The sequence below is a fragment of the Cupriavidus phytohabitans genome, from assembly GCF_000426345.1.
GTDB lineage: Bacteria > Pseudomonadota > Gammaproteobacteria > Burkholderiales > Burkholderiaceae > Cupriavidus.
On the sequence record NZ_AUFE01000112.1, the window covers coordinates 1 to 10,844 of the forward strand.

Sequence of the window (10,844 nt, forward strand, 5' to 3'; positions counted from 1 at the left end):
CCACGCGTGATCCTGTGGCGCCTGCCGTGCGCTCTGCGGCAGCGCTGGCCAAGGCGGCGCGCCACACGCTTGACGACGGCACACCCGTGCACAGCTTCTCGAGCCTGATGGCCGAACTCGCCACGATCGTGCGCAACACCTGCCGCACACCCAGCGCCGACGCTGAGGCGCCGACGTTCGAGCTCGTCACCACCGCCAACGCGAAACAGAAGCAGGCTCTGGAGTTGCTTCAGCAAATCCGCGTGTAGACAGAAACCGGAACCAAGGAATCACGCCAAGTGCCCGTCGCACAAGGGGAAACTCGCCCAGGCGGCTGGGGAACTTGGGGTTAGAAACGGCACGATCTGATCCGTACCTGCAAGCACTCGTGGGGAAAACTGCCAGCAGAGTCTGCGTATCTAGAATGTCCTCGAAACAACCAATTTGGCAGCGTGCTTTCGGATGTGCTCAGCTAGCCGAGGCCTGCCCAAGGCCATCATCAATGCGAAGCGCCTGCCGAGCAGCTCTGCGGCGCTCGCCCACAGCGAGATCGTCGTCGGTGGCTGCCGAGCTAGAGTGGGAAAAGCTTTCTCTTTCTTGGGAAGTTTCCCTAGTAGGGAAATACGGCAAGCCTGGACATCTATCGGTTCGCGCCGGAGGGCAATGTTCCGTTTTTCTCGAGCTAAGTTTCCCTATTAGGGAAACGACCTGCTCGAAGTGGCCATCCGCGATTGGATATCCCGGCAGGGAGCCGTCCCTCGAAATAGCGTGCGGGCTGCTGGGCTCGGGAGGTCAGTCAATCTTCTTTCCCTTTTAGTTTCCCTACTAGGGAAATTTGTGATGCGACCGTTGTACGGAAGCACCACCTCAACTCTCCCTCCGGCCGCTTCCTGCAGCGGCCATACGCATTAGCCGAGATCGATGATTTGGAGACGTACACAGCGAACGTCTCTGCTCCGATATAAAGGGAAGTCCTTCTTCAGGTTTGCTTGACCGGTAGCAAGAGGATGAGTAAGGGGAGTTGGCGCGAACAAGCCGGCGCAATCGTTAAGCCGAGGCAGTACCTTAAACATCGGGCGAGGGTCCGCTGCCAGGCACTTCCCGCAGGCACACCGTACTTTCAATCCACTAGTCGTCTTCTCCCGGTCGCAAACTCGGCAGGGCTAGGACATCGCATACGTAGATGAGGCAAGGCCTGACACCCACTTCCTCCACGAGCTGCCACCATCAAGCATCCGTGAGTCCCGGCTACATGCGCAGCCAGTACGAAAAGCAACCTAGTGTCTACGCGTGCGCCGGTCGAAATCAAATCAGTCGAGAACCGATGGCCGCGAGGTTAGCCCCGTATAGCGGAAACGCCAACTCCATCTCCGGCAACCACGTTTCCCTACTAGGGAATTCCACAGCAGCTGATCGCTCCTGGCAGGTCGTTTCCTCGATGGGGAAGTTTTTGCGACGGGAAGGACCATTGCCTTTCTTGCTCGAGCCCAAAACCCGGCCCACGCTTGCCAGAAATCCTTACGGCCAACAGCCTTCAATGGAAATCAATATAGAGATCGCACGACGAGCACCCTTGGCACCAAATTTCCCAATAGGGAAACACACCACGAGGCTATCCAGTAGGCACAAAAAAGCCCGCTCGAGGCGGGCAGTTGGGGATGGCACCAAGTCACTTGGGCTGATTGTGGAACGCTTGACTTAGCAACTCGCGAATCTGGGTCTCCAACGCATCGGTCCACGCGCCAGCCCTAATCTTCACCGTGAAGCCGTTGATGTCCCTCGTGAAGGAGCCCGCCTGTTCCTTGCCGGAGAAATACTTGTCGATGCTGCGCTCCCGCGCAGAGCTGATTGAAGCTGCTCGTCGCGTGGCTACGGCCTTGATTGCAGCCGCGACCTTACCCTGATCCAGGTTGCCCGAGGTAACGAGTGGCCAAATCTCCTTTGCCGCCGTGACTCCGGCCTCACCATGCTTCCGGAGGGTAGTGACGATTGCCTCTGCCGCGTTTCCTCCAAGCAGACGAGGTTGAAGATCCAAATCCTTCAAAATGAAATCCGGCAGTTCGCTGAAGCTCATGAAGCGGTAAATACCCGTCTTAGACATCCCCAGCGCCTCCGCTAAGCGCAAACGAGACGGAAACTCCTTCTCTGTCTGTCGCAGCGAAAGACTGATCTCATAGTCGGACAGGTCGTCGCGACTGATGTTCTCTACCATGGCGAGAACGGCCATGTCCGCGTCCGAGCAGTCGACAACCACCGCCTTGATGTCGTCGAGACTCAGCATCTTGTGTGCGCGCCACCGCCGCTCGCCGGCAACGAGCTGATAACCCGAGTCCACACGGCGTACAACGATGGGCTGCAAGAGGCCGACCTCCCGGATGGACTCTGCTAGTTCCGACAGCTTAAGTTCATTAAAGACGCGTCGCGGTTGCCATGGGTTCGGCACGATCTCCGTAACCGGCAGCTCTGACTGCAAGCCGCTTGCCTCAAGTTCTTGTACTCGCAGTTGCGCGGTGGCCAACGCTCCAGCCATACCTGGAGCCGTTTCCGTGCGATTGGTTCGGCGAGTTGCGTCGGGCTTCCGGTCCGCGGTCGAGCGGATGCCCGCCGTCTTGGCAAGCATTTGTTCGCGAATATTGCTCACTGTGCTGACCTCCACTGCTTCACAAACAGGTCGTCAACCCACCGGCAGTAGTCGACGAGTGGTTGGCGAACCCGCTGCAAGGACTTCGCTTGGCTATGCGAGCTGCTGATATCGAAGACTGTCGTAAACGCAAGCGCCCCCGAACTCATCACTGAACTTGCAGGTACTTCAAACGGCGCGAGCCAATGACGATAGGCGCCCTGCGCCCATGTGCGTACCACCGGAGCGGCAGAAGTGGGACCATAGCTTACGCGCGTCAACAACACCGAGACAAAATCGTATTTCTTATCGGCTTCGTACTTCATGAAAGACTTGGCGACGTCTGAAAAGAGCCGCCAAAACGAAAGCGAACTGAAGAAGTCAAGGTTCTCCGGCACCATGGGCATGACCATTGCGTCGGCCGCCATCAACGCATTCAAGTTGAGGTAGGACAGGGACGGTGAGGTGTCCAGAATGATGTAGTCATATTGCTTTCGTAGAGGCTTGAGCCCCTCGCGAAGGACTTGCCAGAACTTGAAACCGGGCAGCTTCATCTGCATCGCGGGCAGGTGATATTCGGCACCCACCAATTCAGTATGCGCGGGAATAAGGTCCAGGCCATCCCAATAAGTCGACTGAACCTTATCGGCCAGCCCACCCTCCACCATCTGGTCGTAAATGAATGGCAGCACGGTGTCTTCCGGAAACACTTCCTTTTCCGCATAAAGTCCACAAAGCTCTGACAGCGATGCTTGCGGGTCCAGGTCGACGACAAGCACCTTCCGCCCACGCAAGCTAAGGCCTTGTGCCAGGCACATCGTAGTCGTGGTCTTGGCCGACCCCCCCTTCAATTGGGAAGTGATAATGATTTTTCCCTCGAAGTCGGTTGGCCCCGCAACCAGCGGCGTCTGATAAATGTCAGAAACTTGCTGTACCCAGTTCCTCGCCTCGGCCAAGGTAAACGTCCGACCGCGCCCTGCCGAAGTCATTTGACCCTCTGGAAGGACGCCATCACCGTTCTTTGCCATGTGGAGAACCTGTTGGCGACTCAGGCCACACAGTTCAGCAATTTCGGACGTGGTAAACACCGGAGCGGTCTTACGCGGACGTGGCGCAAGAATCTGATCGCGCAATTCGCCCGCGTAGTCAGTCACAACATCAGCGAAGTCGCTGATTTCTGCAAGAGTGACCGTTGGGTCCATTGGCATCGGTTGACTGAAGTTTGCCATCGCTGCACTTTTTCCGAAAATTGGACAAGCGCAGAATACAGCAAATGCAAGAAAACTTCTTCCTTATTGTGTCATTCAGTCCACAAGCTGAATGTCTAGAATACCCAACTTGAGCAAACGCAAGTCACTGATTTCAATAGTCTTTCCCGTGAACGCCAATCCCCACCTGCGGGCGTACTAAGAGATCCTTTGACAGGGCTGGCAGAATTCGAAAAGGTGAGAGACCATGAAGATGAAACTCACCTTTGTTCGATTCTTGGTACAAAATCTCTCACCTTTGGGACGAACCGACACTCTGAGAAACCACTCAACAAAGAATCGATGACCAGAGAGATTCTGTTCCTTCATGATCTAAATATGCTTCTCTGAGCATATTTAGCGTACAATAACTTGCCTTTGCTCCTCTTCTAACTGGCAATACGGACGTTACTTGCCGAAGGTGAGAGATTTTGTACGCATTTCCCAGCACAGCGCGCGAGAACCCATTCACAAGGCGATGGTTGTGGCCCATCACTGTGGCGCGCAGTACAAAATCTCTCACCTTCGTAGCTGGAGAAGCTGTTTGAAAGTCGAGCCACGCGTGATAGCGCCTGAAAACGGCTGGACCAGAGGGCACTAAATGTGTGCCTCTCCCGCAGAGGTGAGAGAGTTTGTACTTCGCCTAGGGACGTCAACCGGTAGCGTCCACAATCTCTCACCTTAAGGTCGCAGGAAGAACAGCATCAGGCTTGGCAGAGACCTGTCACAAGGATTTTCCCCTCCACGAATCTGGGACCCATGCCGGGGTCACGCTAGTTGAGACTTGCCGTACAAAATCTCTCACCTTCCAACGAAGGAGTGAAGATGCCTCGACAGAGGCCCGCTGTTCGGACCTGCAGTCATGAGTATTATTGTGCGCAAATCTTCTGACTCGCCGTGTTTGTATGTTGGTTGTTGTAAACATAAAAATCGAACAAACAAACAAACCTAATAGAAGAGAGTCCTTATAAAACAATCCCTTAGAGTCTAAAAGTGAGGCGCGAAGACCGTCTAGGTGAGAGGAATTGTTCCCGAAGGTGATAGATCAGGGCGACCAAAGTTAGAGCTGTGATGGATAGAGGTGAGAACAGGCGGCGTTCATCGTGCAAAGGTGAGAGATGTAGTGGTGGAAGTGTTGATAACTTTAATAACTACTTGATTTTCAACAGGTAAACGAGACCCCCAGCGAGATCTCGATGGTGAGAGATTTTGTACTTTGGTGAGAGATTTTGTACGGGTGTTAGTGCAGGAAAGTATCCGAGGTGAGACCAATATCCATTGACATCTCACCTCCATCTGCTAAAGTCTGCCGCAATTCAGAACGTTAACAAGCTGCTCTCTCAGGAACTCGGCATGCCAAGCAGCGTAGAGAGGCGGGTGACCCCACTGCAGTACGCGCTCGACCTGTTTGTCGAGATGTCGCCCGTCCAAAAATCCATTGATGAGGTCGCCGGTGACAAAGATATCGGTTACCACAAGAACAAGGTCTTTGCACGCATCATCGGCCTTGGTATGTCCGCTCGGCGATTCGTTGACGCTGCCTATTTCATTGTCGCGCAGGAAGCTGAAGTCAAGGAGAGCTATGAGGTCACGCTCAGCTTTTTCAAATGGCTGATGCGCTATGACAGCAAAAACAGGAAGCACTTCTCAAGCGTTGTTCGCAGCGTAAAGTCGTCCATGCTCGAAGTTACCAGCGCCCCTGTCGTATCGGTCGATACGAATGGGCGCCTGCTCGAAGATTCAAGCGCCCGACAAGACGGCGACGAAGCGGAGAGCGACTTCGACGATTCCGAAGTCGATAGCGTGAGGGTTTCGGACGAGGAGGGCGACTGGCTGGAGCTAATTGGTCGCGTCAGCGTGAGGGAGGGCCGGATTCGATTTCGCGTGCCTGTCGAGCTTCAGCGACTCATCAAGGACCCAGAAAATTCATACTGGACCAGCCTCCTTGTCACGTCGAAGTTCACGCTCATTTACGCGAGAGCTATCTATGACCATATTCTGCCAAACGTGTCCGACGAGAGGACGGATTGGTTGCCGCTTGACCTCGTTCGCAATTTGCCCGGCAAGTCCTGGGCAAACAACGCCGAGTTCAAATACTTCAAGCGCGACTACCTCGAGCCTGCGGTAAACCAAATTAATGAATTTTCCGATATTGAAATTTCGTACGAGACGCGGGCAGGAACGCCTGGTTCGCGAAAGAAGGACCAGATTCGATTTAGCATGAAGCGTAAGGTCAGCGCACTGGCGTCAAAAGCGGCCATGCTCAATTCCGTTGCGCTCTACAAGATGCTTGAGGAAGAATTCGGACTCTCCGACGCCCAATTCGAACGCATCGCGGAGAACCGTAACATTTGGACCGACGCTCGAATTGAGCAGGCTATCGAGTACACACGCTGGCGCATCCGGGAGGGTGACAAAATAAGGCGAGTATCGGGCTATTTGGTGAAAGCTATTGCTGGCAACTATCGCGTTTCGGAAGCGGACAAGGAAATCGAGCGAGTTCAGGCTCAACTAGCAGGTAAGGCGGCTGCAGAGACAGAAGCCAAGGTGGCGGCGCAAACGGCAGTGGCGGCGAGTCTTGCGGCCGCAGATGCAGCAGCCGAGCAACGCAGAATGGCGGAAATGCGCGCGGCCCGTGAATTCTTTGCTAGTTCTGAGAAGAAGGTTCGGGAGGAGCTTGTCCGCAAATTTGTCACCTCGAACACCATCGGCATACGAACCATTGAGCGCCAAGGGCTCAAAGCGACAGATGTCAGTGAAGCGAACATCATGGAGCGGCCGAACATCGCCAATACGTTCTGCTCCTTTGTTGCAGGTGAGCTCAGGAAAGCCGCACGAAATCTCACGAAAAACCAGGAACCCCTGCTTTAATAGCAGGCGCCAGCCCTGCTCATTGTAAATCTTACGGCCCAAGCAATACGACTTTAGGAGCCACCTGCCACGGCGGGATGCTAAAAAAGCATCACTCGGCTGGACTCCCATGCGCTCCTGAATGGTAGGTGTGGAAATAAGATACCGCAGTGGCTTCAATCGCGATGGAGCGCAAAAAATGGGCCCAATTTACGCGACGCATGTCTGCCGCGCACCAGGCTGCGAATATCTTCAATAGCCGCGTGTGCGATCACCGACGACGGCTGCCTCGCATGCGCCGGCTGGGCGATGACGGCAGGGACGCGCCCGACCGCGACTCCGTCCATCTCGACAAGCCAGGCGCGCGCCCGGTCATGCGCCAAAGAACTTCGGCGGCCGCTAGCGTCGGTGATCACGATGGACGCTGAATCGACCTCATAGGTCGATCCGTCGGGTGCTGAAACCCGTTTGCCTCGGTATCTTTCGACGAGTTCTGCAATCTGCTGCCGCTCTCGCGTGGCCAGTGCCTCGGCTGCGCGCTCTTCGTCTTCACGGAGCTTCCGCGTCCGGACTACATGTCCATAGTCAACAGGCTTTTCGAGGAGCGACTTGAGGTACGCGAACAATTCTCGCCCCCGGAGCGCCGTGAGCGCATTGCCAGCCGCCGAGACGACGTTCGACAATCGGTGGCCCGCCGTTCGCGCAAGCCTCATCAGAAGGAACAGCGCGGACATCCTTAGCGCTTGGTCGCGTACCAGGGGCGCCAGGTCCATAGGCACCGCGCGACCGTCAATCAGCACAAAGGATCCGGGCCCAGGATGTTTCTTCGTAGAAGACTGCATGGTCTTGTTTACGCCACTCACCGGTGCGATACGTGTAGAGGCCCCGGAATCATAAGAGCGGGCCGAAACGTGGACAGAGGACTGAAGCTGCGGACTGGCGATCCCAATGCATCGGAGTAATTTTGCGGAGAACCCGATCCGCCCAACAACTTCGAGCTGCGCCCTGGTGCGCTGCTGCCGTTCCCGCTTAATAAGCCCGGCATCTTCAAGCGAGCCGAGCGCGCGATAGACCGTGGCCTCGCTGATCCCGAGATGTTGCGCGATCGTTGCCTTCCTTATGAAGGCGAGCGCGGAGGGATCCTGCTGGTTCAAGGCGAAGCGGACGAGCGTGGCCAGTACCTGACGATTCGTGATGTGCAAAGCCCGAAGTCCATCGGACTCGTAGACCAGTGCGATTGCCCTAAGAATCCGCTCAGGCAGCCGGCCGGCATCGAGCCTGGCTGCCTTGGGTTGCCGGTCGTCGGTAGCGACAGGGTCGGGAGCATGCGACGTCCCGCCGCACCTTGCTATTCTTGGGGCAATAGGAAGCCCGTCGAAGCTACATTTCATCTTCGATCAGCGTAAAGTTGGAAAGGAAACATTGACAGCGAAGGCGCGAGCTTCGACCACTCGATCCGTCTTGTAGATCGATTAAGGGGGGGCGAAGCTTTTGACCTCTTTTGCTAATGCCGATGAAAAAACCTGGAGTTGGCGGACTCCAGTTTTTTTTCGCCTGTGGATACGCCATGCCTACGAGTTCATCCACTCCTACTTGGAAATCCGCCTGGCCACGCCGCACTTGTGCCGCGGCGGACAGGTAGAGGATTGGCGATCAGCGGTCGCGCAGTCATTGGCAGATCGATCTCGGGATTTCTTGCGCGCAAGTCGGACGTCCCCCTTCTTGTGCAGCATCCGTTTGCAGGCAGCAAACACTGGGTCACAGCGCCATGTCTCTTGCGGCATCATGTAGCGATCGCCGCATCAATACCTGCCTCCAACACAAATCGAGAGGTCGGATTCTTCTTCGCCATCGACAGACGCAGATCCTCCCGCGCTCTGGTCACCGCCACATAGAACAGGCGGCGCTCCTCCGATTCGGTGCTCTTCTCATCAGGGACAACGGTTTCCTCCGCCCGAATAATCCATACCCGATCCCACTCCAGCCCCTTGGAGCTGTGCATGGTTGTCAGGATCAACGCATCCGCCGCCGGTTCATTGTTGTCGCGGCGCAGGAACTCCAGGCGGTCGGAGAAGGGACCGTTGAGTTGGGATAGCACGTCATAGGTCGTGGTAATGGCACGACGCGCAGGATCGGAGTCGGTATGTTGCATCATCCACTCGCGCACCTTCCAGCACCAGGGAGTAGAATTGCCTGTCGCAGAGCGATCGCCACTCCGCAAGCCGTTTCATGAGTTCCCGATAGCGATCGGTGGACGCCTCCGAGAGGCCCAGTTCCAAAAGCTCCTTTCTTTGCCGCTGCTCTGTATTCGCACGGCCTTTGCTGTGGAGAAGCCGGAGTTCTTGGGTACCAATCCCTTTAAATGACAGAAGCGCATCCACACCAGTGCTTTTCGTCTTCTGGATCAGTTCCAGAAGATTACACATGAGAGCAGCCTCCGGCCGGCTCAGAATCGACTTGCCGGACGCCCGAAAATTCTTGACGCCGTGTGAACGGCATACGGCCTCGACCGGATCTAGGATGCGGTTCGTACGGGCAAGCACAGCCGCCGATTGGCCGTTCTTTAGCGCTCCCGCCAGATGTTCTATCGCGGCGACAGCCTCGGCATACTCGTCAGGGAAGCGCTGAAACTGAATCCGCCCCCCGGGGCCCTTGTGCGCAACCAGTTCCTTTGGGATCCTGTCACGGTTATTCCGGATGATCCTGTCGGCCGCGTCAAGGATCTCTGCGTGGCAGCGGTAATTGTTCCCTAGCACCACCGGCTGCGCATCAAACTGACGAATAAATGACTCCATCCCCCGGAAGCCAAGCGCGGACCGGAAGCCATAGATGCTCTGATCGTCGTCGCCTACAACCGTCACGATCGATCTGGCCTGGGCGTGCAACGCAATCCATTGGTACTGTAGTGGGTCTGTATCCTGAAACTCGTCGACTAGCAGATAGGTGAAGGGGTAGGGCGAGATGGTTCCGCGCTGCATGCCGTCCACTGCAAGTCGAAGCATGTCCTGGAAATCGATCTTCCCATTTCGCTCCAGTGCATCTTGGTAGCCGCGGTAGAGCAGTTCCTCTGCGGTACCGGCCTGAACGTTACCGAAGTTGGTCTTGATGATCTCAATCGCGGCGATGGCATCATCAACCTTCCAGTCCAACCCGACGTCGGAGAGTACCTGGATAAGCAGGCCAGTACGATCGCCGTCGGTTGCAATGTCCGGCGCGTGCCCATCCGCCTTGCCGAGTTGCTTATAGGCAAGCGAATGGAAGGTGCCTGCCAGCAACCGTTTCTTGGCACCTGCGCCGGCGAGCGCAAGAATACGTTCTCGGAGTTCCACCGCGGCGTCCTTGCTAAAGGTTACGGCGCCAACGATTGCCTTCGACTCCGCCAGCAGCATGGCCGCCTTCGTGGCAATGGTCTTGGTCTTTCCTGCGCCTGGACATGCCACGGCGACGCAATGGCGGCGCAACTCCACGACTTCGCGCTGGGCTGGATTCAATTCATCGAGCATGGTCGATCACCACGATATGATCGTCGACGCCGCGCCAGTGGACACCGTCAGCGTCACGGATCACAAGACTTCCGGTCCTTTCCTCATGTGCGACTACGATGCCTTCGCCGAACGAATCGAGGTCGGTCTGAAATTCCACGGTGGCGTATATCAAGCTCATTGGATGGTTAACCGGTTGAGATGAATTCAAGGGCCGCCTGCTAACCCGGCGGCCGTTATGGTTCAGAATCCACGAACGGTGGTCATCAGCTTCAGGTGGGTCATGTAGCTGCGCAGGCCGAGAGGGTGGAAGGTGCGCAGGAAACGTGCGACTTCGTCGTTACTCATGAGTCAGAAATATAGCGGACACATGGATGCCTGAAGAACGACCGCACGAGCTTCGGGTTGCGTCCAATTTGGGCAAGCTGCTCGTGAATTCGCGGGCCCAGCTTTTCGCCTTTTTGCAAAGGACGTCGGGCGGCGCCATTGCGCTTGACGTGACTCCAAACTAGCTCATCTGGATTGAGGTCGGGTGCGTATCCGGGCAGGAAATGCAAGGTCAGTTTGCCCGCCGTACTGGCGACGTAGTCCTTGACGATGGCTTTCTTATGCGCAGGCAATCCGTCCACGATCAGATGCACCGCCTTCTTTCGATTGAACATCAAC

Annotated in this window: 6 protein-coding genes and 3 pseudogenes; 3 read left to right on the forward strand and 6 right to left on the reverse strand. The window is 56.1% G+C overall.

What is annotated here, in order from left to right; genetic code table 11:
* Positions 1 to 248 (forward strand): annotated as a pseudogene (locus tag K309_RS42680) (hypothetical protein); the annotation flags it as partial.
* Between the two features lie 1,400 nt (positions 249 to 1,648).
* Here the strand turns inward: K309_RS42680 and K309_RS0132165 are convergent.
* Positions 1,649 to 2,620 (reverse strand): ParB/RepB/Spo0J family partition protein, encoded by a 972-nt coding sequence (locus K309_RS0132165; protein WP_029050121.1) that lies wholly within the window; start codon positions 2,618 to 2,620, stop codon positions 1,649 to 1,651.
* Entirely contained in the window at positions 2,617 to 3,828 is a 1,212-nt protein-coding gene (locus K309_RS0132170) for a ParA family protein (protein ID WP_029050122.1), read from the reverse strand. Before K309_RS0132170 ends, K309_RS0132165 begins: the two co-directional genes overlap by 4 nt.
* A gap of 1,371 nt (positions 3,829 to 5,199) precedes the next feature.
* On the opposite strand from K309_RS0132170, the gene K309_RS38260 reads away from it, so the two are divergent.
* The gene (locus tag K309_RS38260) at positions 5,200 to 6,717 is read left to right on the forward strand and encodes a replication initiation protein (protein ID WP_035878722.1); all 1,518 of its coding nucleotides are present in this window, start codon (positions 5,200 to 5,202) and stop codon (positions 6,715 to 6,717) included.
* Between the two features lie 155 nt (positions 6,718 to 6,872).
* On the opposite strand, the gene K309_RS38265 is transcribed toward K309_RS38260, so the two are convergent.
* Together K309_RS38265 and K309_RS38270 are read right to left on the reverse strand one after the other, a co-directional pair.
* Positions 6,873 to 7,898 carry a helix-turn-helix transcriptional regulator gene (locus tag K309_RS38265; protein WP_232232589.1) on the reverse strand — a complete coding sequence of 342 codons (1,026 nt, stop codon included), beginning with the start codon at positions 7,896 to 7,898 and terminating at the stop codon, positions 6,873 to 6,875.
* Positions 7,899 to 8,479: 581 nt separating this feature from the next.
* A pseudogene (locus K309_RS38270) lies at positions 8,480 to 10,199 on the reverse strand (ATP-dependent helicase).
* Here K309_RS38270 and K309_RS0132190 point away from each other — a divergent pair.
* Positions 10,198 to 10,383 (forward strand): hypothetical protein, encoded by a 186-nt coding sequence (locus K309_RS0132190; protein ID WP_029050123.1) that lies wholly within the window; start codon positions 10,198 to 10,200, stop codon positions 10,381 to 10,383. The pseudogene K309_RS38270 and the gene K309_RS0132190 sit on opposite strands and share 2 nt — an antisense overlap.
* Before the next feature lie 38 nt (positions 10,384 to 10,421).
* On the opposite strand, the pseudogene K309_RS42175 reads toward K309_RS0132190, so the two are convergent.
* Positions 10,422 to 10,520, reverse strand: a pseudogene (locus K309_RS42175) (ATPase); the annotation flags it as partial.
* A 2-nt stretch (positions 10,521 to 10,522) separates the two neighbouring features.
* Positions 10,523 to 10,844 (reverse strand): transposase (locus K309_RS0132200; RefSeq protein ID WP_029050124.1); only part of this gene is annotated, 322 nt, incomplete at its 5' end.

Coding starts and splice junctions, on each gene's coding strand:
- K309_RS0132170 (WP_029050122.1), bottom strand. CDS start 3,828: ATGGCAAACTTCAGTCAACCGATGCCAATGGACCCAACGGTCACTCTT.
- K309_RS38260 (WP_035878722.1), top strand. CDS start 5,200: ATGCCAAGCAGCGTAGAGAGGCGGGTGACCCCACTGCAGTACGCGCTC.
- K309_RS0132190 (WP_029050123.1), top strand. CDS start 10,198: ATGGTCGATCACCACGATATGATCGTCGACGCCGCGCCAGTGGACACC.